Genomic DNA, 22,469 nt, shown 5'->3' on the forward strand with positions numbered 1-22,469 from the left:
TTATCAGAATTGCGGTTGTCAACACCGAGGTCAATCCGTGCCGTCCTCCGTGGAGAAATCCGTAATGGCCACGGATGCCCAATATTTGTGACGTAATCCACACTGAGAAAGAGGTTGTCGTCCATCTGGAACCCTCCCTCGATCTTTTTCGGAACCCCTGTTTTCCAAACAATGCAGTTCCCTTTATGGAAAGGAATAAACCCTGCCATGCCCAATACGTCTGTTATTGACGACCTGTCCTTTGCCGTCACTTCCCAAGAGCTTGAAACGCCGTCCGGCCCCCTCGCAGGCACACCCGGCATAGTCGGAATCCCCATGGCCGTAACCGGGGCGTTCGGTCTTGGCCTGGTCAACACCGGCTTTGTTCCGGCGAGTGCAGCCGCGGTCGCTTTGCCGACGGCGGTCGCCGCCTCGGCGGTCGGCCTGCTGTTGGCAACGGTCTGGGCCTGCGCGCTCGGCCAGAACGCGTCGGCCGGTGTTTTCGCGCTGTTCTTCGGCTTTTTCGCGAGCTACTCTGCCTTATCACTCGGACTTATCAATGGTTGGTACGGCATTACCGCCGAACAAGCCGTGAATGCCCAATCGCTTTGGTTGATTTGTTGGCTCTTCGCGTTCGCCTTGCTCACGCTTGTGACGCTACGCCTCCCGTGGACCACTACGCTCATGCTTGTGTTCGTTGATGCCGCACTCGTGCTGCTGCTTATCGGCACCGTGGACAACAACGCCAGCATGATAAATCTCGGGGGCTGGTTTACCTTCGCTTTCGTCGCCGTGGCCGTTTACCTGTATGTCGATGTCATGTGGAGCCAGACCGGGGGCCGGGGATTGCCCCTTGGGAAACCACTCGTGCGCTGATTGGGCGGGGCGGGGCCTGCGGCAGGAAACTCCTTGCAAGGCCTCGCCTAAACCGGCTTCCGGGCGTAATTTTGCCTTGTGCTCACTGGCGTGATCATCGTCACTTTTAGAACGCAGTCCATAGGAGGTCGTGGCCATGTCCGTCATCATCACAACCAAGGTGTCCGGTGATACAAACGCATTCACCAAAGCGCTCGAGGAACGTGCGGATGAGTTCCGCGCATGGGGCGAGCGGGGCAGGGCCGCCGGCGCTCTCCATCATCAGTTCGGAATTGGCGACGGGTTTGTCCTGGTGGTCGATGAATGGGAATCGGTGGACGCGTACCAGAAATTCTTCGGTGATTCCGAGATTCAGGCGTTCATCGGATCCGTCGGTGGTGACCCGAACGTGGCCCCCGTGACGACGGTAGGGGAGAGCGTCGACTCTTCGGACAAGTTCTAGCGGGAGCTTCCCGAATTCCGGCCCCCAAGATACTAAGCCTGCTTGGTATCCCGGCCTTCCAAGGGCTACGGTGGTGGTAAGGCCAAGCCAGCAAAGAGCAGGAGGCAAGGACATGAACCACCCCAAGGAAGAGCCGGAGGCCGGATTCGTCATTCCCGATCCGTCCGAGGTACGCGAAGATCTCCCAGGCGATGCAGGCGACGAGGCAAACGTGATCCGCTTCAGCGAGGAACAAGCGTTGATCGAGGAACAGTCACGCGGAATCCGCCCGGACACCTACAGCGTCCCGGCCGGCGAGCCGACCATGGATGAAGCCCGCGGCAACATGGATTTGTCGGACCGCAGTGAAGGTGGCGACGGTACGGGCCCGGAAGATGACAGCAGCGACGACGGGCTGCACGGCGGCGCGGAATCCTGAGCGGAATCCTGACATCGCTCTGAGGCGGGCAGGCTCCGCATGGCCCACCCCGAACGGGCCATGCGGAGCCTGCTACCTTTCGTGGCTAGTGGGAATGTCGTGCGAAGCGGCCCAATCGCCCACGTCACGGCGTTCTATTGCTGCCGCCATGAGTTCCGGGAACAAGTCGGGGGTGCAGGCGAAAGCGGGGACTCCGACGCCGGCAAGGCTCGCGGCGTGGTTTGAATCGAACGTGGGGTGGCCATTGTCGCTCAGGGCCAACAGCGCGATCATGGTTGCCCCCGATCCAACTATCGTGGCGGCCCGCCGAAGCATTTCTTCGGCTATTCCGCCTTCGTAAAGGTCGCTGATCAGGACGAGGATCGTCTCTCCCGGCCGGGTGATCTGCTCTTGGCAGTAGGCGAGCGCCCTGTTGATGTCGGTGCCTCCGCCGAGTTGAACGCCGAACAACACATCCACGGGATCGTCCAGGTCCTCGGTCAGGTCCACCACCTCGGTGTCGAAAACCACCAGGCGGGTGCGCACGGACTTCAGTGAACTGAGCACTGCGCCGAAGACGCTGGAGTACACGACTGATTCGGCCATCGAGCCTGACTGGTCAATGCAGAGGATGATTTCGCGCTGGATCTCGGTGCTGCGCCGTGCGTATCCGACCAGCTGTTCGGGCACCACCGTGCGGTAGTCCGGTTGGTAATGCTTGAGGTTGGCCGCGATGGTCTTGTTCCAGTCGATGTCCCGATGCCGGGGCCTCCGGGTCCGTGCCGCGCGGTCCAGTGCTCCGGACACCGCTTGGATCGTCTTGGCCCTCAGGCGGTCCTCAAGCTGGCGGGTCACCGCGCGGACCACTGCCCTGGCGCTCTCGCGTGATTGTTCCGGGATCACCCGGCCGAGTCCGATGAGCGTGCTCACGAGGCCGATATCGGGCTGGACGGTGCGAAGCATTTCCGGTTCCAGAAGCAGGTGCCGCAATCCCAGCCGATCCATGGCGTCGGCCTGCATTACTTGCACCACCGACGACGGGAAGTATCCCCGGATGTCGCCGAGCCACCGCGCCACCCGGGGACTGGAAGCGCCCAGGCCGCCAGGCCCTTTCCGCGGTGCGTCGTACAGGTCTTCCAGCGTCTTGTCGCGTCGGGCGTCGGCAGCGGAGAGCAGCACACCCGAGCCATCGGCCCTTGTGATGCCGTCCGCGTCCTCGCCGCCGAGTACCAACCTCCAGCGGGCGAGCCGGTCACGTGTTTCGGGATCCGCGTCCGTCACGCGACCTCCTCCCATCCGAGATAGCGGGCCATGGTACGGAGCGCCGGCCCGGCGGAGGTGAGGTCCGCGGTTGGTTCGGCAGCCTGGGTGATGTCTGCCGCACGGCTGACTTGCTCGCCGATTTCCCGGCGTTCCGCGCGGCTGAAGGCTGAAAACGTCCTGCGCAAGAGCGGCAGGACGTCGTCGAACGCGTCGTCCTGGACTCCGGCGAGCCAGCCGTCGACGATCTGGAGAAGGTGATGGTCGTGGATCAGGAGGACCGCGTCCCCGGACAGGAGTCCCTCAAGCCAGGCCGCGGCCTGCGGCGCCGGCGTTGCGACCGAAAGCCGGCGGCTAAGCCTCCCTGCGACGTCGTCCCTTTCCACCAGGCCCGCATCAAGCAGCAGCCTTGTTGCGCGGCCGGCGACGGAACCGTGCAGCCGGTCCGAGCGTGCGACGGCGGCGAGGGCTTGGTGCCAGTCGTCCAGTGGCAATTCGGGCAACAGGGACAGGCCGTGTTGGGCCGAATCGATGGCGCGTCGCATGGCGAGCGCGGCGTCGTCATCCAGGCCGGCGCAGGCGATCGGGAGGCCGACGCTGGCGCGGACCACGGTGGCGTCCAGAATCTTGCGCACGTCCGTGACATCGACTCCGCGGACGTTTCCGTACCTGCACGTTTGGGCGAGCGGAGCAATTGTCTTGAGCAGGGCCGGGATGTCCTGCTGGAGCGCGGTTTGCTGCGCAAGGACGTCCGTCACCGCGCTGATTCCTTCCGGCAGGTCCGCGAGGAGGCAGGTGGCGAGCAGCTCGCTGAGTTCGGCCAGGTCCGCTGCGTTCCCGGCACGGTCGGACACGCATGCCGCAGCCGCTGACGCAATTGTTGTGCCGAAGCGGCTGGCTTCCACGATGGCCACGGAGAGTTCCGGCTTCCATTGCAGTGCCCAGGCTTCCTTGAAGGTGCCGGTGGTGCGGCCGGTGTCGTAGGGTGTGCCCCAGTCCACTCCGAGCAAAGAGAGCCGGTGTAACAGGACTGAACGGGCAAGTTGGCTTGGTTTGCGCAGGTCGATCGCCACGATTTCTTCCATTGCGCTTGCTTTCAACCGCAGCTTGCGTTGTGCCGCGGTGATGTCCGCCGCGAGCGGCACTGCCGGTGCTGAATCGGGGACGTTCCCCAGTCCCGGTCCAACGGTGAGTTCGCGGTACACGAGCTCCAGGGGCAATGGTGAACCATCGCATAGGACGGATTGGGCGGCGTCGTCCAATTCCGCCAGTCCGGGGCTCGGCCGTCCGCGTACGGCGGCGAGGGCGTCCGCCATCCGGTTGGCCTCCACCACCGAAGCGGTGGAAGCGTCGAGGTCTTCCTTGCGCAAGGCGCGGGCCACTCGGACGAGCCACGTGGTGGATACATCCACGGTTTCATCTTGGGCGGACCAGTGGGCGAATAGGTGTTCGTACCAGCCGGGAGCGGTGACACCGGCACCGTAACCGCTGCGCCGGCTCAGCCGGTCGGATGTCCACGGGACCCATGTCACCGCGACCTTGGCTTTCGGTAAATTGGCGAGAAGCCTGTTGTCGGCGGAGGCGGGAGGGAAAGCAGCGGGCATCAGCGCGGGGGTATGGTAAGCGCCGCACACCACCGCGATCCGCTCGCGTCCTTCCCTGATGACGGAGCGCAGGATTCGCCGCATCGCCGCTTCCCGGCGCTGGTTCTCGACGACGTCCGGGTGGTTGGCGGGCCTTTCGTCGACGGCGCGGATTTCGGCGATGGCCTCGGCGACGGCGGCAAACCGGTCGAGCGGCCCGGCGTTGCGGTGTTCGACGGCGTCCTCCCACCAGCGCTCAGGGTCGCTGTATCCAGCGGCTTCCGCAAGAAGGGCGATCGCGTCCGGGCGATACGGTTCGGGCGGCGACCCGCCCGGCTCGGCGGCCGGCGACTGACCAAGGTCGGCCGGCCCACCGCCGTCGTCACCGGACGGCGGCACAGAAGACGACGGCGGCACAGAAGACGACGGCGGCACTGAAGACGGCTGCGCGCCTACCGCTTCTTCAGTCTCGTTTTCGGTCCGGAGCGCGAAGGCGTTTGCCGCCGGCAGGTCGATCGCCCGCACCTCGGCGCCGACCGAAAGCGCCCAGCGGATCGCCACCCACTCAGGCGAGAAGCTGGCCATGGGGTAGAAGGACGCGAGCCTGGGTTGGTCGACGGCGTAAATCAAGCCGGCCACGGGTGGCTGCATTTCGGCGTCGGCGACGAACGGCAGGACCTGGTCGAGTTCAGGCGGACCTTCGACGAGCACCGTGTCCGGCCGGAGGACCGCCAGGGCTTCAGCGACTGAACGCGCCGATCCGGGTCCGTGGTGCCGGATTCCGAGGACATGGACCTCCGCCATTGCTCAGTTCAACACCTCAAGGTCGCGGCAGGCCCGGTAGAGGTCTTTCCACTCGGGACGGTTCCGGACCACGGTTTCCAAGTATTCCTGCCAGATCACGCGGTCCTGGACGGGATCTTTGACCACAGCGCCAACCAGGCTTGCGGCGACATCGTGGGCCCGTACGGTTCCGTCACCGAAGTGGGCGGCGAGTGAAAGCCCGTTCATCATGACCGATATTGCTTCCGCCGTGGACAGGGTGGCCGAGGGCGACTTCAAGGTGGACCGCCGGTCTTCCGTGACGCCCGCGCGGAGTTCCCGCATGACTGTCACCACGCGGCGGATCTCGGAGAGCGCCGCCAGATCGGCGGGAAGCTCCAAAGCAGCACCAAGGCTTCGGACCCGGGTGGCGACGATCTCCACTTCCTGGTCGAGGCTGTCCGGGAGCGGCAGCACCACCGTGTTGAAGCGTCGCCTCAGCGCGGAGGAGAGATCGTTGACGCCCTTGTCCCGGTTGTTGGCGGTTGCGATGACGTTGAAACCCTTGCGCGCCTGGATTTCCGCGTTCAGTTCGGGAATGGGCAGGGTCTTTTCGCTGAGGATCGTGATGAGGGAATCCTGCACGTCTGAAGGAATCCGGGTGAGTTCCTCCACGCGGACCAGGCTGCCTTCTTCCATGGCCCGCATGACCGGACCGGCAACGAGCGCAGCCCGGGATGGGCCGTCGGCGAGCAAGCGGGCGTAGTTCCAGCCGTACCGCAGTGCCTCTTCCGGTGTTCCGGCGGTGCCCTGCACCACCAGGGTGGACGATCCCGAGACGGCGGCGGCGAGGTGTTCGCTGAGCCACGTCTTGGCCGTTCCCGGAACACCGAGCAAGAGGAGTGCACGGTCGGTGGCGAGTGACGCAACGGCGATTTCGACCAGTCGTGCCGAACCCAGGTACTTCGGGCTGATCGAAGTACCGTCCGGGAGGGTGCCGCCGAGGACGTAGGTGGTCACGGCCCACGGCGACAGCTTCCAACTGGGTGGCCGGGGCCGGTCGTCGACGGCGGCGAGGGCCTCCAGTTCCTCGGCGTAGGCGTCTTCGGCATGCGCGCGAAGGACCGTAGCGGTGTCTTGGGCATCGGTCATCGGAAAGCCTCCGTCAGGGATTGTCGGAATGATTGGTATTGGACAACGTCGCTGAGCAATCGACGACGTGCGGCGTCTTCGGATTTCTCAAGGCGGCGGCACTTCTCCGCAACATCCTGCGGCAGGGCCATGGGCAGGACGGCCGACAGCATCGCCGCCAGGGGACTGCCTTCCTTGGCACAGACGCGCTCCAGCACGGCATCGGCCAAGCCGGAACCCCAGGGCCGGGGGAGTTCGCCCAGCAGTGGTACGAGCAGCGACGGCTGGACGGATCCGGCCCGGAGATACCTTTCGAGATAATGTTCACGCTCGTCGGGTGGCAAAAGACCCAGGAGCCGCGCGTCTTGTCGGCTCTCAGTCAGGGCACGCACCCACTCAAGGTCACCGCGGGACGCGGCAACGGCGGCTATCGAATCGACGACGCGCTCTTCTCCGGCAAGCTGGGTGAGGGTTGCCGCCGGCCCTTGGCCGCTCGCCGTCGTCCACACGTCCAACGGCGCGCCGCGGATGATCGCGTGGAGTCGTGCGAGCCGGTTCGGCTCTCCCGCGCGCGGATCCGGTGCGATCCCGTCACGAAGTCCCGAGGCGTCCGGCGCGGGCGGCAGGTCGATGTCGATTTTCTTGCGCAGGAATCCTTTCGAATGAATCAACGGCTGCAAGCGGGCGGCCATGCGGCGGGCGCGGGCGCTTTCGGGGAGCCGGTCGAGGAGGTCCGTGGCAGCCTCCCGCACGCCTTTCGCTTTGTCGTCCAAGGCGCGCTCCAGCAATCCTTCGTCGTCGCTGTGGAGTTTGGTGGAGAGGGCAGCCAGGTGGGCCGCGCGTTCGCGTGCGCCGAGGCTTTCCCAGTGCAGGTCCAGCTCATCGCGCGCGGTAGCGGGGTCGTTGAACCGGAGCTGCGCGAATTCGGTCAGGGCTTCCGCGCCCGCCAGTTCAGCCCAGTGCCTGATCCGCGGCGAAAGCGGGGCGGAATTGGCGCGCCCCAGGTCTTGGAGCCACCGTCCGCGGACTCCGATGGACGGATGCAAATGCTCGCCGATGGCGGGTTTTGTTTTCGCGAGGGAGAGGAGGGCCGGCAGCAGCCTGTGCGGAACCCTCCGTCCGGATGCTTCGGCGAGGTGCAGCCAGTCCGCCACGAGCTGGTTTCGAAGTTCCGTGCCGACCGGAGGCTGGTTGAGCAGGAGGTCGAGCAGCCGGGCTGCCTCGCTGGACGCTTCCGGCGTCTCGTCCGCGGATGCGGGTACCGGCGCGGCTGGCTCCGTTCCGACCAGGTGCCGGGCTGCGCGGGTGGCGACGTCAGCCAAGGCTGCTTGGTCCAGCAGCAGCTCTTCGGGGGACTGTCCTTCGGGCGGCCGGAACCCGAGGCTTGAGGGTGGAGGCGGTACGGCGTGCCGGGCCGTGCCTATGAGGGCCGAAGTCCGGATTTCGGCCAACCAGCTCATGGAATCACCACCGCGTGGTCGACGACGACGGACAGGGGCCGTACACGTCCGTCCTCGAGTTCTCCGAAGACGTCGACGGGGTGGCCTCCTGTGAGCGCCAGGAGCGAGTCCAAGGGCGCGTCGACGAGGGGGAGCGAGTTCCCGGATCCGTCCAACAACCAGCCGGAGCCTTCGGGGCAGACACGGACGCCACCCAGTAGCACCGGGTGGCGTTCGCGCCACGGAGAGAGGGCCACGGCGGCCGATTCCGTTTCCAAAGCTTCGGAAATAGTGCCCACTTCGCCGAAACTTGTGGCCATGCCCCGAGGTGCGAGGGACGAGGTGAACCTCGCGCGTCGGGGTTCGGAGCCGGGGTACCGCGCCACGGTTGCGTCCACGAGTGCCCCCGCCAATTGCGGCGTCGCGAGCGCCTCGCCGCGCGCTGCGAAATCGAGGACGACGACGACCGTTCCGTCGGGCGCGCGGAGCCAGGTCCGCTGTTGCTGGATTCGCCCATCATCACCCCGGTGGGCGCCAAGTACGAGCCAAGGACCGGCCAGCGCTTCGGTACCTTGGACCTCGGACGACGGCACCGTCCAGCCAAGCGCTATCCGGAGGTCGGCTAGTTCGTCGGGGGCCAGCTGTCCGCGGATTCCCCAGGCCTTGGTCAGGGACCACCAGCGTCCTGCGCGCAAGAGCAGATGATCGGCCCAATCGGCGCGGGCGTGGACGTCCGAACCCATCGCCCGGACCTGTTCCGCCAAGCCGGGAAGCTGGGCATCTACCAAGCGCGCTGCCACGCCGTCCCACCAGGAATAGGGTTGGTTCCGTGCGGCGGCGAGCCCAGTCCGCACCAAGTCCGTCAACCAGCGTGCAAAATCGGCGATTCCCGCGTCCATGAGTTCCACACGCTGGGCGAGGCGCTTGGCCTGGGCTGCGGGGTCTACCGACCGCCCGGATTGCCGTTGCCCACGGGAAGTGGCGCGGTCGGCCCGTTGCTCCGCCCATTCCCGGGCATAGTCCGCGGCGTCCGTCCCGGCGTCGGCTGCCTCGCCGCGTGCCCACATGAGGAGCAGCGCCAGCGCGTGCTTGCAGGGGAACTTTCGGCTGGGGCATGTGCATCGGTACGCGGGTGCGTTGACGTCCACGCTCACTTGGTAGGGGGTTTTACCACTGCCTTGGCATTTGCCCCAGACAAGGACATCGTTGCTGCCGGTTTCCGACCACGGCCCCGGCCGGGCCAGCTTCCGCGCCGCTGCGAGCGAAGATTCGTCGGGCGCGGCTGCGGCGACTCTCGCTTCGTTCCAACCCCCATGGGGGATATTCTGCCTGATGCCCTCAACCGGGCGCTGGTAACCGTGCGGGCGGCGTGGCGCACGCCGGGCGGTCCGGCGCCCCGCACTGGCCCGGCGCGGACCCTAGCCTTCGAGGAGGGCGGCAAGTTCGGCCATTGCGGCGCGAAACACATCCACGAGATCGCTGTCTTCGTCTCGGTCGAGCCAGGCGCCGACGGCAATCCGCATCCCCATGACGCAACTTTCCGCGACCAAGGTGGACGCCATTTTGTCCGTCCCGCGCTCCTGCAGTACCGCGGCGATGGCATCGACCAGTTCGCCGTGCTTTGCAAGGTCCCGTTCGCGGAGGTCGGCACTTCCGGAGACTACCTCGCGGCGGAGTTTTGCGTGCGCGCGGCTTTGTTGAATGAGGCGGCACCGTTCTTCGACAGCCAAGCGGGTTGCTTGGATGGCTGTCGCTTCCGGCGGCGCCTCCCGGATGCTTGAGGCGAATTCCAGTGCGACTTGCTCCATTCCGTGGAACGGTACTTCCCGTTTGTCCGAAAAGAGCCGGAAGAAGGACCGCTCATGCATCCCGGCCCGCCCGGCGATCTCGGCACCAGTAGTGCGTTCATATCCTTGCTCGGCATAAAGCTCGAATGCGGCCTGCGCGAGGCGTCCCCGCGCGTCCGGCTCCCAACGTCCCATGTCCACCATTTTAAGCGATAGCACTGACTGCCATGGCTTGCTAGACTGATAGCAGTCACTGACATCAGAGGAGTTTCGCATGAGGGTATTTGTCACGGGAGCCTCCGGTTGGGTGGGTTCCGCTGTTGTCCCCGAGTTGCTCGCCGCCGGGCACGAGGTACTTGGCCTGGCCCGTTCCGACGCTTCAGCGCTCAAGCTTGAAGCCGCGGGTGCCTCAACCGTACGGGGAGGCCTCGATGATCTGAAGGTGCTGCAGGATGCCGCCCGTTCCGCGGATGCTGTGGTGCATCTGGCATTCCGCCACGACTTCTCCGACTTCGCCGCGGCTGTGGCGGGCGACGCGGAGGCGGTGGCTGCGTTCGGCGAGGTACTGAAGGGGACCGGGAAAGCTTTCGTTGTCACCTCCGGCACGCCGCCCGTGCCGGGCAGGCCCGCGACGGAACAAGACAAGGCGGCCCCGGACACCATGGCCGCCGGGCGTGAAGCGGTCTCGGACGCAGCGCTTGCGCTGGCCCGCGAGGGAGTGCGGGTCTCGGTGGTACGTTTGCCGCGATCGGTGCACGGCGACGGCGACTCCCACGGCTTCGTCGCTCGACTGGCCGGAATCGCCGTAGAAAACGGAGTGGCCGGATACGTTGCTGACGGGAGCGCCCGCTGGCCCGCGGTGCATGTCCGCGACGCTGCGCACCTCTACCGGCTCGCCGTCGAATCGGCGCCGGCCGGTTCGGTGTTGCACGCAGTCGGTGACGTTGGCCTACCGTTGCGGGAAATCGCCGAAGCGCTCGGCCGCAGCCTGGGCTTGCCAGCCGGGCCTGTCGACGCCGGATCGCTGGGATTCCTTGGAGGGCTCGCCTCGATCGACCAGCCGGCGACGGCGGCGCTCACGCACTCGGTCCTTGGATGGGAACCGCGGCACCCGGGACTGATCGCCGATATCGATGCCGGGTTCTATCGCTCTTGAGCCGGGTGGACGCCGACTCATGCGAGGAAGCAGCGCGGGTCAAACCTGGGCGGCAAGGTCATGGCTTGTCAGGCTCAGGTAGACCGTTCCCTCCTCGACCCGCGTGATCGCATCGGCAGCTGCGTACCAGCCGCTGGTCCAGAAACCATGAGTATCGATCTTGATGTACCCCGCGTGGAACAGCCGGCGTGCCATCACTTCAGGGACTTTCGGCTCCTTGCCGAAGATGGAGCTTAGTCCGAGGTTGATCAGGTCTTGCTCCGAGGCGGTGACGGATTCTTCGTAGAGTTCCGCTTTTTCGTTCGGCGGAACGATTTTTTCGACGGTGCCGATTTCCTTCCCGGCCAGATCAACAACCCGCATTCCCTTGGACACGGATTCCAATACGTCCATGATCGTCTCCTCAGTCCGCCGGCGAGGACGCTGCTTCAGGTGCCACACCGGACGATTTCATTACGGCACCGTTGGGGCCGACGGTCAAGAGGCCAATGTGCCCGTTCCAACCGGCCGATTGGTTCGCGTTCGTGCTGAACCGTGAGTGGCTGCAGGGCTAGGGGCCCCAAGACATCAGTCCTGAGGGACGCGAGGAACTCTGCGCGATCGGCTTTACGGCTCTTTGAGTCCCCGATTCAGGTTGCCGTGCCGCCGATAACGACGGCGGGACGGCAGCTCACGCCTGCGGCAGGACCCGGGAGTTGGCCGTGCCGTGGTGGGCGTCGCCGTCGCCGTGGACCGCGGACGAGATGGCCTCGACAACAGCAAGTTGGCCCGTGGTGTCAGGGACGCCTGGGAACTGCACCTGGGGAGCTTCCTCGGTTGCTTCAGCCGGGACTTTTCCTGATTTCATGCGCAGGAGGGCTATCAGGGAAATGAGGAACCATGCGATGTTGGTTACCACCGACGGCCACGCCCCGTGGACGGAGCCATTGACGATAAAAGCGCACGCACCCACCAGGTTCGCCGCCTGGAAGCGCCGGCCGGTCTTCAACCAGCCCATGGAGACGGCCAGATACGCGGCCAGGATGAGGACGGCACCAAACCAACCGGCGATTTCCCATAGAACGTCCATGGTTGCCTTTCAAAAGCGGGGCACGACATGCAAGCACTGTGCGGGAGGAGAAAGATATATCTAATATATTAGTTGCGATGGAGGGGACTTGTTGCCTTGCCCGCAGTCATTCTCGTCACAGACATTTGGCGTGTGGGGCTCACCATCCGCTGCGGGTCGGAGTATGTCCGGCCCTGGCATCCTCAGGCATCGCCATTTCGGCCCTCAGCCCCAGGAGGCGGATGGGTCGGCCTGCTTCGATTGCGGCAGCGAGGTCCAAGGTCCGGGCGAGGATGGTTTCCGGGTCGAAAGTCTCCGGAATCTTCCTCGCATGCGTCTTGGTGACGAACGGTGCGTACCGGACCTTGAGGGTCAATCCGATCACCGGACGGCCTTCGGCGGCCACGTCTTCGAGGACCCGCGCCGTCAGTTCCCTGACGGCGTTGTCCACTTCGGCGGGTTCTAGCAGGTCGCGCTGGAACGTGGTCTCGCGACTGTGCCCGTGCGGAACCCACGGCGTGTCGTCCACTTCGCTGGCGCCGTCCCCCCGCCCAAGCTGCGCATACCAAGGTCCCATCTTGGGCCCGAATTCCGGCACAAGCTCCTGGGGATCGACGGCGGCGAGTTCGGCCACCGTGGTGATGCCCAGCTTTGAAAGCCGCGCGGACACCCGGGCCCCGACGCCCCACAGCTCTTTGGTGGGACGATTGCCCATCACATCAAGCCAGTTGTCCGAAGTAAGGCGGAAGACGCCGGCCGGCTTGCCGAAGCCGGTAGCCACCTTGGCGCGGACCAGGGTATCGCCAATTCCCACGCTGCAATGAAGTTGCGTCCGCTCGAGGACCGCGGCCTGCAGTTGCCTGGCATAGGCTTCCGGGGACTCCGTTTCGATGCCCACAAAGGCCTCATCCCAGCCCAGAACCTGAACGACGGCGCCAGGCTGCTCGCGCAGGGCGGCCATCACGGTCTCGGACGCAGCGAGGTAGGCCTCATGGTCGACGGGAAGGATCACGGCGTCGGGTACTTTCCGGGCCGCAATGCGCAGGGGCATTCCGGATCCGACCCCGAAAGCCCTGGCCTCGTAGGATGCGGTGGACACCACCGCGCGTTCCGTCGGATCGCCACGGCCTCCAACGATGATGGGTTTGCCGGCGAGCTCCGGCCGTCTGAGCACTTCCACAGCAGCGATGAACTGATCGAGATCGACGTGCAGCACCCACCTGATTCCGCTCACGGCACCAGTGTGCCCGAAAGTTGCCTTCCAGGCACCAGGCTTCCGCAGCGTACGACGGCGGCCGGGAACCCGCCGTCGTACTCCGACACGCCGTCCCGATTTCACCTTCAGGACAACTTGGTGGCGGTTTTGGACCCCTACGATAAGGCTCGTCAATTGTTCCTATGAAGGAGATCCTTTGTCATACCAGCAGCAACAAGCTACCCAAGCCGGTGGCACCGTCCCGCTGTGGGCGCCGTACTACGGCGCTCCCATCGGTGAGGCAGCTCGCCGGTTCTTCAAGAAGTACGCCACGTTCACCGGCCGGGCCAGCCGCAGCGAATACTGGTGGTGGATGCTCATCTCTACAGTCGTGAGCCTCGTTCTCAACATCATCATGTCTGTTGCCGGCTCTGCCGGTGCTACCGTCAGCGACTCGGGCGCCGTGGTTCCGGGTCCCGGTGCCGTGATCGGCGTCGTACTCCTTGTCATCTGGGGCCTGGCAGTCATAGTTCCGTCCATCGCCCTCCTTGTCCGCCGCCTGCACGACGTGAACTTCAGCGGATGGATGGTCCTCCTCGGCCTTGTCCCGGTCCTCGGGGGACTGGCCCTGTTCATCTTCACGATCCTTCCGTCGAAGCCGGAAGGGCAGCGTTTCGACGTTCCCGCCTGATAAGCGGATACGCAGTAGCAACAAAGGGTCGCCGGCAGCTTGCCGGCGACCCTTTGTTATCGACTGATGTTTCCGAAAAGAAGCCGGGTCAGCGCACTCCGCTGCTCGAACGGGGCGCGTATTCGGCTGCCCGGTCCTGCGCCCGCGCGGTCGCGTCGAGTGCCTGCAGGACCTGGGCATTGTTGGCGGCGTCCGCGAGATCGTAGCGGAGCGGTGTGCCGTTGAGGACACTGTCGGCAAAGTGCTCGCCCATCCGCACGAAATGGTTTTCGCCCTTGACCTGGTGGTAAACCGGGTCCCGCCCGAAGTGGTGTTCCTCCAGGACCGAATCTTCTTCGAGCAGGCTGAACGGATTCTCGAGGTAAAGCCGACCCTCGGTTCCCGTGACCTCAAGGAAGTTGCGGCGCTCAAGGTTCACGCCGGTGTCAAAGAGCGCTGTTGAACCTCCAGGGAAGCGAAGCATGCCGGCAATGCTGGTGTCGATCCGTCCTTCATCGTTGGCATCGCGGTAGTTGCCGAAGGCAGCAACATGTTCCGGCTCCTCCGAAGTGACCATGCGGGACACGTTGACGCAGTAGCAGCCGGTGTCGAAAAGCGCCCCGCCGCCGAGGCCGGTGTACCAGCGGATGTTGTCGTCCCCGCCCGCATCGAAGGAATGGGCGACGTGGATGAACTTCAAGGCGCCCACTGCGTTCGCGGCCAGCAGTTCCTGAAGCTTCTCGAAGCGCGGGTGGAAGCGGTACATGAAGCCTTCGAGGACCTTCAGTCCGGTCTCGTCAGCCTTGCGCGCGATCGTCTCGCACTCGGACGCGCTCATCGCCAGCGGCTTTTCGCAGAGCACGTGTTTGCCCGCGTCCAATGACTTCAGGATCCATTCGAGGTGCAGGGTGTTGGGCAGGGGTATGTAGACGGCGTCGATGTCCGGTGAGGCAAGCAGTGCCCCATAGGAACCAAATGCCTGCGGGATGCCGTGCTTGCCGGCGTACTGCCGGGCCTTCTCTTCGGTGCGGGAGGCAATGCCCACCACTTCGCCGTTCCTCGTTGCCTGCAACGCCGGAATTGTCTTGCGGACGATACGCGCGCTGCCCAGGATGCCCCAGCGCAATTTTTCGCTCATCAAACTCTCCTTCTGCAACCAATCCTGCCGAGAAGTGTACTAACGGGCGGCCGGGGTGGCTCCTACCCGAATGGAAGCCCCGGCAACGCTACGCATTCGTGGCGATCTTCCCGGTTTCGACCGGGGTGTCCGCGCTCAAGCCCCATTCGGCCCAAGACCCGTCATATACACGAACCCGCTTACGGCCCAGGATCTCGGTCAGGACGTACCAAGCAGTTGCTGCGCGACCGCCGACCGTGCAATAGGTGATGAGCTCGTCCTCTTCCTCAAGTTCCGGCACGGGCATCGCCCGGAGCAGCTCCTCAACCGGGAGGAAGGCGCCACGTGCATCGTAGAGCTGGCCGAACGGCAGGTGTACCGCCGTCGGGATGTGTCCGGCGCGACCACCCGGCTCCATTCCGCCGGAAGGCCAGAACCGATCGCCGACGAACTCGGCCTCGGATCGGACATCGAGGACCGTGGTTCCGGTGCGGCCGATGGCCTGGCGCACCGCAGGCAGGTCGGCGAACAGTCCGGCGTCGCGTTCGGCCAATGGAGGGATCTCCATCTCCTGCTGAAGGGATTCCGTGCTGCACGGATAGCCTTCGGCGGGCCAGGCGTCGCGTGAGCAGTTCAGGATGTGGACCTTTGCGTGCCCGTAAAGCTTCAGCAGCCAGTATCCAAACGCCGGGGCGTATCCGTAACACACCACCGTGGTTTCCGGCCCAATGCCGGAATGAGTCAATAGCCGTTCGAAAGCGGGTTTGCCGACCGGACGATACCGCTCGTCCTTGAGGTCGGCGTAGATGTTCCAGAGTGCCGCCCCGTCAATATGCCACTGATTGTAGGCAGCCGCCGAAACGTCGATTTCAACGGCGCGGACCGTGGGATCGTCGAGATGATTTGCCAGCCAGATGGGTTCGATGAGCATGTCCTCATTCTCCGCGGGCACCATTGGCCCCGGCTTGGCCCCACATTGGCGGTACCTTGGCGTCAACGGCGCCGCCTATTCCACTTCGATCCACCCCAGCAAATCCTCGGGACTGACCGACCGCGACAGGGCCGGATGGTCACTCGCGATATGACCGCGGATGGCCCCCACCACGTCCTCGTCGGTTTCTCCGCGGACAATGAAACCACATTCGCAGCGGATGAGCTTCGCCATGATGGACCTCCCAAACGTGGTGGCGCCTCCTCGGAATGACGAAGCCCCATGCGATCATGGTGTCATGACGGTGCAGCCAGGTCTGCGTCTCCAGATCTGCGGGCCGCTGGTCGTGGAAAAGGACGGGCTCCGGCTCGACCACCTGCTGCCCGGACGCCAAGGACGCCTCCTTTTCGCATACTTGGTGGTGAACCGCCATCGCCAGGTTCCCCGCGATGAACTCGCCGAAGCACTGTGGCGTTCACCCGAACCGGCTGCTACCGACGCCCGCCTCAATCCGCTCCTCTCCAAGTTGCGCCACATCTTCGGTTCCGACGCCGTGAACGGACGCGTCACCGTGCAGCTGCACCTTCCGGGAGCCTGGATCGACCTCGAGGCCGCCGTCGAGGCTGTCCATCGGGCCGAATCGGCCGTCGCGCAACAAGACTGGGCGCGAGCCTGGGGGCCGGTATTGCTCGCGCTGTTTGTGGCTGAACGCGGCTTCCTGCCCGGGGAGGACGCCGAATGGATCGACCAGACGAGAAATCAGCTCCGTGAAATCCACTTGAGCGCCTTGGAATCCTATGCTGCCGCCGAACTCGGCATCGGTGGCGCAGAAGTTGCAGGAGCCGTTCGTGCAGGGCGTAGGTTGATCGCGCTTGATCCCTTGCGCGAGAGCGGGCACCGTTACCTGATGCAGGCGCTCGCAGCCCAGGAAAACGTGGCCGAGGCCCTCGCGGTCTACAGTCGCCTGTCCACTCTTCTTCGCGAGCAACTCGGGGTCTCGCCCAGCCCGGCCACGCGCGCTCTCTACCAAAGGCTCCTCGACCGGATGTGAGCCGTGCGCACCACGCCCGGCAAGCGCATTCCGAATGTTACAGGCATGTTTCCAATATGTTTCACGCATGTAAACTACTTTGGTAATTCAGGCCCCTCAATTTCTCATGAAAATATCCCTGAATACCTCGTGCTGGAGAATTCCCTGACGTACATTTGTTGTGGAAGGAATGCAGGTAACTGGGATCACAAAGCCAGGACTTGGCAGTTCTGACATTGGAAACCAGCCCCTCACCGGGCCTATTGTGAAAGGAACGACGATGACACGCGAAGAAGCATTCGCACGGTGCACCTCGGACTCGTATGTCGAGTTCTACGGCGGCCGGTGGCTCGTAGTGCCGTTCGCCCAAGTGGAGCAGCCGCTGTTCTTCGTCTGCTCTCCGAGGGCCCTCCGCAGCAGCCTCTAGTGTCCGGTAACACCTCACGCATTGGCGGAAGTCCGAGCGGTCTTCGGCCAAATTCGGAGCATTACCCTCAACTACTTTGAAAATTTGGGATTCCTTTATTTGGGTTATTCCCAGCGTCCGTTCGACGACGAACCGGCGCACTTAAAGATCCTGGCGGGAGCGTCCTCGCAACCAACGCTCCCGCCGGGAAACCGGTTCTCAAAAAGAGAATTAGGGTGGCGCAAACGGCGCGATTGGACCCGGTGGCCGGCCCGCGAACCAGGCAAGCGTTGCATACTCCGAACAGCTCCTTCACGCCCCTGCCGTGCGCAAAGCAGTTGTGCTTTAGTAAAGCCATGGCTGCTTCCATCGAGGACTACGCGCTGTTGTCGGATCTCCAATCCGGGCCGCTCATCTCCCGATCCGGGAGCATCGACTGGCTCTGCTTCCCGCGATTCGACTCACCGTCGTTGTTCAGCTCTTTGGTAGGGCTCGAAAACCATGGGCGTTGGCTGCTGGCCCCCGGGCATCCGGAAGCCGTTGTGGAAGAGTGGCGCTATATCGATTCGACCTTCGTGCTCGAAACAGTCTGGAGGACACCCACCGGAGTAGTCCAGATCACCGATTTCATGCCGGTAGGGCATACCGGTTCATCCGTGCTTCGCCGCGTTACCGGGCTCGAAGGACAAGTGGGGATGTACCAGGAGCTCATCATCCGGCTCGGGTACGGCACGGTGGTGCCTTGGACAAGGCGGATCCAGGACGGAACATTGCCCCAACGGATGGTTCTTCTCGCCATGGCCGGGCCGGACGCAGTCGCGCTGAGGGGGCCACATCTTCCGGAAGCCCACGCGCACGGACATTCAGGTGAATTTACTGTGGCGGCTGGCGAGGTCGTCGACTTTGAATTTACGTGGTTCCCATCCCATCGCCCGGTCCCTCCCGCCGTCGATATTGACGCTGCCTTGGAACAGTCCATCGACTACTGGTCGCGATGGGCCAGCCACTGCCGCTCCGATGGTCCCTACGGAGGCGCGGTGAAGCGTTCCCTCCTGGTACTGCGTGCGCTGACGAATTATGAGACGGGCGGCATTGTCGCAGCCCCCACAACGTCGTTGCCGGAAGAGTTCGGCGGACCGCGGAACTGGGATTACAGGTACTGCTGGCTCCGCGACGCGGCACTGACCCTGGAATCCATGCTCACCCACGGCTACGAGACCGAGGCCCTGCAGTGGCGCAACTGGCTGCTGCGGGCGCTTGCAGGTGATCCGGAAGATCTACAGATCATGTACGGAATTGCGGGTGAACGCGAGCTGCCGGAACGGACCCTTGACCATCTGCCGGGTTACCTGGACTCACGGCCGGTCCGGGTCGGAAACGCTGCGGTGGCCCAGTTCCAGGCCGACGTCGTGGGGGAGGTGATGGTGGCGCTCGAAAGGCTGCGCCTCGCGGGAGGCAAAGAAGACCATTTCTCCTGGACGCTTCAACAGATCCTCCTGGGATTCGTCGAGAAGCACATTGATGACAAGGACTTCGGCCTGTGGGAAATGAGGGGAGAGCCGCAATATTTCACGCACTCCCGGGTGATGATGTGGGCCGCTTTCGATTGCGGCATCAGGGCCGTCCGCGACCATGGCCTGGCCGGGCCGGCAGATCATTGGGAACGCTTGCGTGAGCGGCTGCGTGCGGAAATCCTGAGCGAGGGTTTCGATACGAAGATCGGGTCGTTCACGCAAACCTACGGTGGCGGACAGGCCGACGCAGCCTTGCTCGTGATACCCCAGGTGGGCTTCCTGCCGTACAGCGACGAACGGATCCTCGCAACTGTTGCGCGGCTGGAGGAGGAACTCCTCACTCAGGACGGGCTCCTTTTGCGCTATCGCACCGAGACAGGAGTGGACGGGCTCACCCCCGGGGAGCATCCATTCCTTGCTTGCTCCTTCTGGCTGGTTGAGCAATATGCCCGCACGGGACGAATGGCAGATGCCAAGGACCTGATGGACAAACTGGTGGGATTTGCCAACGAGCTGGGCCTGCTCAGTGAGGAGTACGCCACCAAGGAGGAACTCATGGCCGGGAATTTCCCCCAGGCGTTTTCGCACCTGGCGCTTGTGCGGGCCGCAGACGCAATGCACGGGATCGATCTTCTGAGCCTTGCTGCCGAAGAGCCGTCCTGATTTCCAAGTGCATCGTCAGTCGGCGGTGCTCCCGAGTGCATTCACCAGTTCCGCCAAGTGTCGCCTGACCTCTTCACCGGCCGCAGCCGCGCCGGCGTGGTCCGTCCTGTCGAGGGCATCCTCGAGCCGGGCACAGTGCTGCTCCATCCGAAGCGCCCCGACCATCGCGGAGCTGATCTTCAAGCTCAACACGGCATCCATGGCTTGGTGCCTGTCGCCGCGGTCCAACGCCCGGACGATCCGTTCCACCCGGGCGGGGAGCATCCTCGCGTAACTCGTGGCGAAGCGGCGGGCTGCCTCGGAATCGTGCAACTCGCGTGCCAGCCTTTGGAGGGCTCCGTGGTCCAGGGCTGGAGGCAAGGCTTGCCTTGACGCGATACGGCGGCGGTGGCGGGTGAGCCTGCCAAGCCGGAACGAACCCAGGAACAGCCCCGACAGGGCGGCCGCCGTCCGCCAGCCGAGCGCGTACGCGCGCAACGCGGCACGCAAGGACCGGATTGAAGGCGCCAGGACGGAGCCGAATGTCGTCGTATGCTCGGTGCTCCGTGTTGTGCGCAAGGTCGGCGGCTTTCTTTCAGGTTCTGTGGACGGAATCGGGTGGTGCTTGGTCAGGCCGAGTGGTTTGCTTCGGTGGCGGTGTTTTCAGGCTTTTTGCGCCAGATGGAGGCCAGGAGCATGATCACGACGGCGGCGGGGGCGCCATACATCAGGACCTTGAGGACCAGGGGGTCGCGGAGGGCGCGGATGGCGTTTCCGAGGTGGGGGATGGTGAAGATTTCGCGGTCGACCGTCGGGGTGGCGAGGGTGGCGGTCCAGGGGTCGGCGCCGTTGTTGGCGTCGCCTTTGGTCTGGACGGTGGCGGTGCCCTGGCTGTTGACATCCAGTTTCACGATCCGGTGCGTTTCGACGCGTTGGTCCTGTACAGGGATGTGGTACGTGATGATGTCCCCGACCTTCAGTTCGGAGACCGGAACGGGTACGGTGACGACGACGTCGCCGGGGTTGATCAGGGGAGACATGGAGCCGGTGAGCATGGTGGAGGTCTGGTAGCCCAGGACGCGGGGTCCGACGGCGAGGAACAGGAAGGCTGCGACCGCGGCGACCATCACCACGGTCGCGATGACGTTGACCATGGCCCGGAGCACTCTCGCTACGGGTCCGCGCTTACGGGAACTGCCCGCGCCGGATTCCGGGGCCGCCGGAGCAGCGGCGTGGCGGGGGACCCGTTGTGCGGGACGGTCCAATGTTGCGGTCATGGCTGCAGTCCTTGTCCTGTGGGGGCGTCAGGTGGCTGTGTTGCTGGTGATTCCACAGTGGTGCAGCAGTTTTAGGACGGTGCAGGGATCCGGTCAGGGTTCCATCAAGTTTGCTTAAAGATCCGCTCAAGGCCTTCCCAAGCCCCCACCGCTCGACGGTGGCTCACGCCACGTGTGCGGGGGCGCCCCAAAGGCGGGTCATAGCTGCGCAGGCGTTTGGGGATTCCCGGCTGGATGTGAGCGGGCGTCGTGGCTTACTTGAGTTGTTCGCGCCGCCGGGTCAGGTGGGCGGTTTCAGCGTCGTTGCCGGGCAGGCGGATGGCTTCGCCGTAGGCCGCACGGGATTCCTCTTCGCGGCCCAACCGGCGAAGCAGCTCAGCCCGGGTTGCGTGGAAAGCGCGATACCCGGCCAAGCTTCCTTCCAAACGACCGACTATTGCTAGCGCCGCTTCCGGGCCATCCAGCTCAGCGATCGCCACGGCACGGTTGAGGGCAACGATCGGCGAGGAATCCCGAAGGACGAGTTGGTCGTACAGGGCCACTACCTGCGACCAATCCGTACCCCGTGCATCGCGGGCTGAAGTGTGTACGGCATTGATGGCCGCGAGGATTTGGTAACGTCCCGGGGCCGCTCCGGAAGCCAAGCGTCCACGGACCAACCCGTGCCCCTCAGCAATGAGTGTTCTGTCCCAAGCCTGGCGGTCCTGCTGATCGAGGGGGATGAGTTCGCCGTCGGCGGAGACCCTGGCGGTGCGGCGCGCTTCGATAAGCAGCATGAGTGCCAGCAGTCCGGCAACCTCACCGTCTTCCGGCATGAGCGCGTGGAGGAGCCGGGTAAGGCGGATAGCCTCGGCCGTGAGGCCGGGACGGAGGGGATCGGTACTTGGACCTGTTGCCAAATACCCCTCATTGAACACGAGGAAGAGGACCGTGAGCACTCCGTCGACGCGGAGGGGGAGATCTTCGGCGGAAGGTACGCGGTAGGGAATGCGGGCGTCCGCGATCTTGGCCTTTGCCCGGGTGATCCGGCGTCCGATCGCATTCTCTTGGGCAAGGAATGCCCGTGCGATTTCGGCTACGGTCAGGCCGCCGAGCATGCGCAGCGTCAAGGCTACGCGGGCTTCCATGCCCAGTGCCGGGTGGCAGCAGGTGAAAATCAGCCGGAGCCGGTCGTCGTCGATCGTCCCGGTAGGCGCGGCGACGTCGTCGTACAACATCAGTGCTTCCTTATGTTTGTCCGTGCGTTTGGCTTCGCGTCGCAGCCGGTCGAGGGCTTTGTGATTCGCCGTTGTGGTGAGCCAGGCGCCGGGGTTGGGCGGCACGCCGCCGGCAGGCCAACGCTCGACGGCGGTGGCGAACGCCTCGGCAGCGGCCTCTTCGGCGATGTCGAGATCTCCAAAGCGCCGGGCCAGCGAGGCGACCACCCGTGCCCATTCCTTGCGATGGGCGTGGGCGATCGCCTCCCGCACGTCCGTCATGGCTGCAGGACGGGGCGCACCTCGACCTTTCGGTTGCACGCCTTTGATCCCTCGGCCGCCAACTTGAGGGCGGCGTCCAAATCGGGTGCCTCCATGATCCAGAAGCCAACGATGAACTCTTTCGTCTCCACGAATGGTCCGTCAGTGAACACGGGCACTTCGCGCCGGTTGTCGACGACGGTCGAAGATTCCGGCGCGGCGAGTCCGGCGGCAAAGACCCAGTTGCCGTCGGCGATGAGCTGGTCGTTGAACACGTCGATTGCGGCTTGTTCGCTGCCGGTGGCGAAGTCGGTGTTGTCGTTGATTACTGAAACCAGGTACTGCATTCGAATCATCTCCTTTGGCGGGC

Annotated in this window: 24 protein-coding genes; 8 read left to right on the top strand and 16 right to left on the bottom strand. The window is 64.5% G+C overall.

Translation table 11 applies throughout. The features are described 5' to 3' along the window. Window positions 1-207: 207 nt before the first annotated feature. The 3 genes from ABCW42_RS09760 to ABCW42_RS09770 all read left to right on the top strand — a co-directional run bounded on the left by ABCW42_RS09760 (window position 208) and on the right by ABCW42_RS09770 (window position 1,715). The gene (locus ABCW42_RS09760) at window positions 208-855 is read left to right on the top strand and encodes a GPR1/FUN34/YaaH family transporter (protein WP_423184645.1); all 648 of its coding nucleotides are present in this window, start codon (window positions 208-210) and stop codon (window positions 853-855) included. Between the two features lie 136 nt (window positions 856-991). Beyond that, window positions 992-1,297: a hypothetical protein gene (locus ABCW42_RS09765; protein WP_423184646.1), complete on the top strand. Its 306-nt coding sequence runs from the start codon at window positions 992-994 to the stop codon at window positions 1,295-1,297. A 112-nt stretch (window positions 1,298-1,409) separates the two neighbouring features. Beyond that, window positions 1,410-1,715 (top strand): hypothetical protein, encoded by a 306-nt coding sequence (locus ABCW42_RS09770; protein WP_423184647.1) that lies wholly within the window; start codon window positions 1,410-1,412, stop codon window positions 1,713-1,715. Between the two features lie 72 nt (window positions 1,716-1,787). Here ABCW42_RS09770 and ABCW42_RS09775 read toward each other — a convergent pair whose 3' ends face one another. The 6 genes from ABCW42_RS09775 to ABCW42_RS09800 all read right to left on the bottom strand — a co-directional run bounded on the left by ABCW42_RS09775 (window position 1,788) and on the right by ABCW42_RS09800 (window position 9,851). Then, complete coding sequence (locus ABCW42_RS09775; RefSeq protein WP_423184648.1) at window positions 1,788-2,975, bottom strand: VWA domain-containing protein; 1,188 nt, start codon at window positions 2,973-2,975, stop codon at window positions 1,788-1,790. After that, complete coding sequence (locus ABCW42_RS09780; RefSeq protein ID WP_423184649.1) at window positions 2,972-5,341, bottom strand: DUF5682 family protein; 2,370 nt, start codon at window positions 5,339-5,341, stop codon at window positions 2,972-2,974. The genes ABCW42_RS09775 and ABCW42_RS09780 overlap by 4 nt, the downstream gene beginning before the upstream one ends. Before the next feature lie 3 nt (window positions 5,342-5,344). Further along, a complete protein-coding gene (locus ABCW42_RS09785) occupies window positions 5,345-6,451 on the bottom strand; it encodes an ATP-binding protein (RefSeq protein ID WP_423184650.1) in 1,107 nt (368 codons plus the stop codon). Then, window positions 6,448-7,890, bottom strand: a complete 1,443-nt coding sequence (locus ABCW42_RS09790) for a DUF5691 domain-containing protein (protein ID WP_423184651.1) — start codon at window positions 7,888-7,890, stop codon at window positions 6,448-6,450. The genes ABCW42_RS09785 and ABCW42_RS09790 overlap by 4 nt, the downstream gene beginning before the upstream one ends. Continuing rightward, a complete protein-coding gene (locus ABCW42_RS09795) occupies window positions 7,887-9,017 on the bottom strand; it encodes an SWIM zinc finger family protein (protein WP_423184652.1) in 1,131 nt (376 codons plus the stop codon). Before ABCW42_RS09795 ends, ABCW42_RS09790 begins: the two co-directional genes overlap by 4 nt. Window positions 9,018-9,287: 270 nt before the next feature. Continuing rightward, a complete protein-coding gene (locus ABCW42_RS09800; RefSeq protein ID WP_423184653.1) occupies window positions 9,288-9,851 on the bottom strand; it encodes a TetR/AcrR family transcriptional regulator in 564 nt (187 codons plus the stop codon). A 79-nt stretch (window positions 9,852-9,930) separates the two neighbouring features. Here ABCW42_RS09800 and ABCW42_RS09805 point away from each other — a divergent pair, with 79 nt between their 5' ends. Beyond that, the gene (locus tag ABCW42_RS09805) at window positions 9,931-10,812 is read left to right on the top strand and encodes an SDR family oxidoreductase (protein ID WP_423184654.1); all 882 of its coding nucleotides are present in this window, start codon (window positions 9,931-9,933) and stop codon (window positions 10,810-10,812) included. 39 nt (window positions 10,813-10,851) lie between these two features. Here ABCW42_RS09805 and ABCW42_RS09810 read toward each other — a convergent pair whose 3' ends face one another. The 3 genes from ABCW42_RS09810 to ABCW42_RS09820 all read right to left on the bottom strand — a co-directional run bounded on the left by ABCW42_RS09810 (window position 10,852) and on the right by ABCW42_RS09820 (window position 13,076). Further along, window positions 10,852-11,205 (bottom strand): hypothetical protein, encoded by a 354-nt coding sequence (locus tag ABCW42_RS09810; RefSeq protein WP_423184655.1) that lies wholly within the window; start codon window positions 11,203-11,205, stop codon window positions 10,852-10,854. A 277-nt stretch (window positions 11,206-11,482) separates the two neighbouring features. After that, entirely contained in the window at window positions 11,483-11,881 is a 399-nt protein-coding gene (locus ABCW42_RS09815) for a CBU_0592 family membrane protein (protein ID WP_423184656.1), read from the bottom strand. 139 nt (window positions 11,882-12,020) lie between these two features. Beyond that, window positions 12,021-13,076, bottom strand: a complete 1,056-nt coding sequence (locus tag ABCW42_RS09820) for a DNA polymerase IV (protein WP_423184851.1) — start codon at window positions 13,074-13,076, stop codon at window positions 12,021-12,023. A 196-nt stretch (window positions 13,077-13,272) separates the two neighbouring features. Between ABCW42_RS09820 and ABCW42_RS09825 the strand changes: the two genes are divergently transcribed. Further along, the gene (locus ABCW42_RS09825; protein WP_423184657.1) at window positions 13,273-13,746 is read left to right on the top strand and encodes a DUF805 domain-containing protein; all 474 of its coding nucleotides are present in this window, start codon (window positions 13,273-13,275) and stop codon (window positions 13,744-13,746) included. Window positions 13,747-13,834: 88 nt separating this feature from the next. Here ABCW42_RS09825 and ABCW42_RS09830 read toward each other — a convergent pair whose 3' ends face one another. The 3 genes from ABCW42_RS09830 to ABCW42_RS09840 form a co-directional block, all read right to left on the bottom strand. Further along, window positions 13,835-14,863: a Gfo/Idh/MocA family protein gene (locus tag ABCW42_RS09830; protein ID WP_423184658.1), complete on the bottom strand. Its 1,029-nt coding sequence runs from the start codon at window positions 14,861-14,863 to the stop codon at window positions 13,835-13,837. A gap of 88 nt (window positions 14,864-14,951) precedes the next feature. Then, complete coding sequence (locus ABCW42_RS09835) at window positions 14,952-15,773, bottom strand: sulfurtransferase (RefSeq protein WP_423184659.1); 822 nt, start codon at window positions 15,771-15,773, stop codon at window positions 14,952-14,954. Window positions 15,774-15,848: 75 nt separating this feature from the next. Continuing rightward, on the bottom strand, window positions 15,849-16,007 hold the full coding sequence (locus tag ABCW42_RS09840; RefSeq protein ID WP_423184660.1) for a DUF1059 domain-containing protein: 159 nt from the start codon (window positions 16,005-16,007) through the stop codon (window positions 15,849-15,851). A gap of 64 nt (window positions 16,008-16,071) precedes the next feature. Here ABCW42_RS09840 and ABCW42_RS09845 point away from each other — a divergent pair, with 64 nt between their 5' ends. The 3 genes from ABCW42_RS09845 to ABCW42_RS09855 all read left to right on the top strand — a co-directional run bounded on the left by ABCW42_RS09845 (window position 16,072) and on the right by ABCW42_RS09855 (window position 19,386). Continuing rightward, a complete protein-coding gene (locus ABCW42_RS09845) occupies window positions 16,072-16,824 on the top strand; it encodes an AfsR/SARP family transcriptional regulator (protein ID WP_423184661.1) in 753 nt (250 codons plus the stop codon). A gap of 259 nt (window positions 16,825-17,083) precedes the next feature. After that, a complete protein-coding gene (locus ABCW42_RS09850) occupies window positions 17,084-17,230 on the top strand; it encodes a hypothetical protein (RefSeq protein ID WP_423184662.1) in 147 nt (48 codons plus the stop codon). A gap of 335 nt (window positions 17,231-17,565) precedes the next feature. Next, on the top strand, window positions 17,566-19,386 hold the full coding sequence (locus ABCW42_RS09855) for a glycoside hydrolase family 15 protein (protein WP_423184663.1): 1,821 nt from the start codon (window positions 17,566-17,568) through the stop codon (window positions 19,384-19,386). A gap of 15 nt (window positions 19,387-19,401) precedes the next feature. Here the strand turns inward: ABCW42_RS09855 and ABCW42_RS09860 are convergent, their stop codons facing one another. The 4 genes from ABCW42_RS09860 to ABCW42_RS09875 form a co-directional block, all read right to left on the bottom strand. Then, window positions 19,402-19,944: an Hpt domain-containing protein gene (locus tag ABCW42_RS09860; RefSeq protein ID WP_423184664.1), complete on the bottom strand. Its 543-nt coding sequence runs from the start codon at window positions 19,942-19,944 to the stop codon at window positions 19,402-19,404. A 50-nt stretch (window positions 19,945-19,994) separates the two neighbouring features. Next, on the bottom strand, window positions 19,995-20,642 hold the full coding sequence (locus ABCW42_RS09865) for a signal peptidase I (protein ID WP_423184665.1): 648 nt from the start codon (window positions 20,640-20,642) through the stop codon (window positions 19,995-19,997). Between the two features lie 254 nt (window positions 20,643-20,896). Beyond that, window positions 20,897-22,120 (bottom strand): RNA polymerase sigma factor, encoded by a 1,224-nt coding sequence (locus tag ABCW42_RS09870; RefSeq protein WP_423184666.1) that lies wholly within the window; start codon window positions 22,118-22,120, stop codon window positions 20,897-20,899. Continuing rightward, complete coding sequence (locus ABCW42_RS09875) at window positions 22,117-22,446, bottom strand: YciI family protein (RefSeq protein ID WP_423184667.1); 330 nt, start codon at window positions 22,444-22,446, stop codon at window positions 22,117-22,119. Before ABCW42_RS09875 ends, ABCW42_RS09870 begins: the two co-directional genes overlap by 4 nt. Window positions 22,447-22,469 lie beyond the last annotated feature (23 nt).

Source organism: Arthrobacter sp. NyZ413 (assembly GCF_049390645.1).
Lineage (GTDB): Bacteria > Actinomycetota > Actinomycetes > Actinomycetales > Micrococcaceae > Arthrobacter.

What these genes read in the sequence shown, in the direction of transcription:
- ABCW42_RS09770 (WP_423184647.1), top strand. Translation starts at nt 1,410, where the DNA reads ATGAACCACCCCAAGGAAGAGCCGGAGGCCGGATTCGTCATTCCCGAT.
- ABCW42_RS09830 (WP_423184658.1), bottom strand. Translation starts at nt 14,863, where the DNA reads ATGAGCGAAAAATTGCGCTGGGGCATCCTGGGCAGCGCGCGTATCGTC.
- ABCW42_RS09815 (WP_423184656.1), bottom strand. Translation starts at nt 11,881, where the DNA reads ATGGACGTTCTATGGGAAATCGCCGGTTGGTTTGGTGCCGTCCTCATC.
- ABCW42_RS09810 (WP_423184655.1), bottom strand. Translation starts at nt 11,205, where the DNA reads ATGGACGTATTGGAATCCGTGTCCAAGGGAATGCGGGTTGTTGATCTG.
- ABCW42_RS09855 (WP_423184663.1), top strand. Translation starts at nt 17,566, where the DNA reads ATGGCTGCTTCCATCGAGGACTACGCGCTGTTGTCGGATCTCCAATCC.
- ABCW42_RS09790 (WP_423184651.1), bottom strand. Translation starts at nt 7,890, where the DNA reads ATGAGCTGGTTGGCCGAAATCCGGACTTCGGCCCTCATAGGCACGGCC.
- ABCW42_RS09850 (WP_423184662.1), top strand. Translation starts at nt 17,084, where the DNA reads ATGACACGCGAAGAAGCATTCGCACGGTGCACCTCGGACTCGTATGTC.
- ABCW42_RS09805 (WP_423184654.1), top strand. Translation starts at nt 9,931, where the DNA reads ATGAGGGTATTTGTCACGGGAGCCTCCGGTTGGGTGGGTTCCGCTGTT.
- ABCW42_RS09800 (WP_423184653.1), bottom strand. Translation starts at nt 9,851, where the DNA reads ATGGGACGTTGGGAGCCGGACGCGCGGGGACGCCTCGCGCAGGCCGCA.
- ABCW42_RS09865 (WP_423184665.1), bottom strand. Translation starts at nt 20,642, where the DNA reads ATGACCGCAACATTGGACCGTCCCGCACAACGGGTCCCCCGCCACGCC.
- ABCW42_RS09875 (WP_423184667.1), bottom strand. Translation starts at nt 22,446, where the DNA reads ATGCAGTACCTGGTTTCAGTAATCAACGACAACACCGACTTCGCCACC.
- ABCW42_RS09785 (WP_423184650.1), bottom strand. Translation starts at nt 6,451, where the DNA reads ATGACCGATGCCCAAGACACCGCTACGGTCCTTCGCGCGCATGCCGAA.
- ABCW42_RS09835 (WP_423184659.1), bottom strand. Translation starts at nt 15,773, where the DNA reads ATGCTCATCGAACCCATCTGGCTGGCAAATCATCTCGACGATCCCACG.
- ABCW42_RS09760 (WP_423184645.1), top strand. Translation starts at nt 208, where the DNA reads ATGCCCAATACGTCTGTTATTGACGACCTGTCCTTTGCCGTCACTTCC.
- ABCW42_RS09845 (WP_423184661.1), top strand. Translation starts at nt 16,072, where the DNA reads ATGACGGTGCAGCCAGGTCTGCGTCTCCAGATCTGCGGGCCGCTGGTC.
- ABCW42_RS09765 (WP_423184646.1), top strand. Translation starts at nt 992, where the DNA reads ATGTCCGTCATCATCACAACCAAGGTGTCCGGTGATACAAACGCATTC.
- ABCW42_RS09780 (WP_423184649.1), bottom strand. Translation starts at nt 5,341, where the DNA reads ATGGCGGAGGTCCATGTCCTCGGAATCCGGCACCACGGACCCGGATCG.
- ABCW42_RS09870 (WP_423184666.1), bottom strand. Translation starts at nt 22,120, where the DNA reads ATGACGGACGTGCGGGAGGCGATCGCCCACGCCCATCGCAAGGAATGG.
- ABCW42_RS09840 (WP_423184660.1), bottom strand. Translation starts at nt 16,007, where the DNA reads ATGGCGAAGCTCATCCGCTGCGAATGTGGTTTCATTGTCCGCGGAGAA.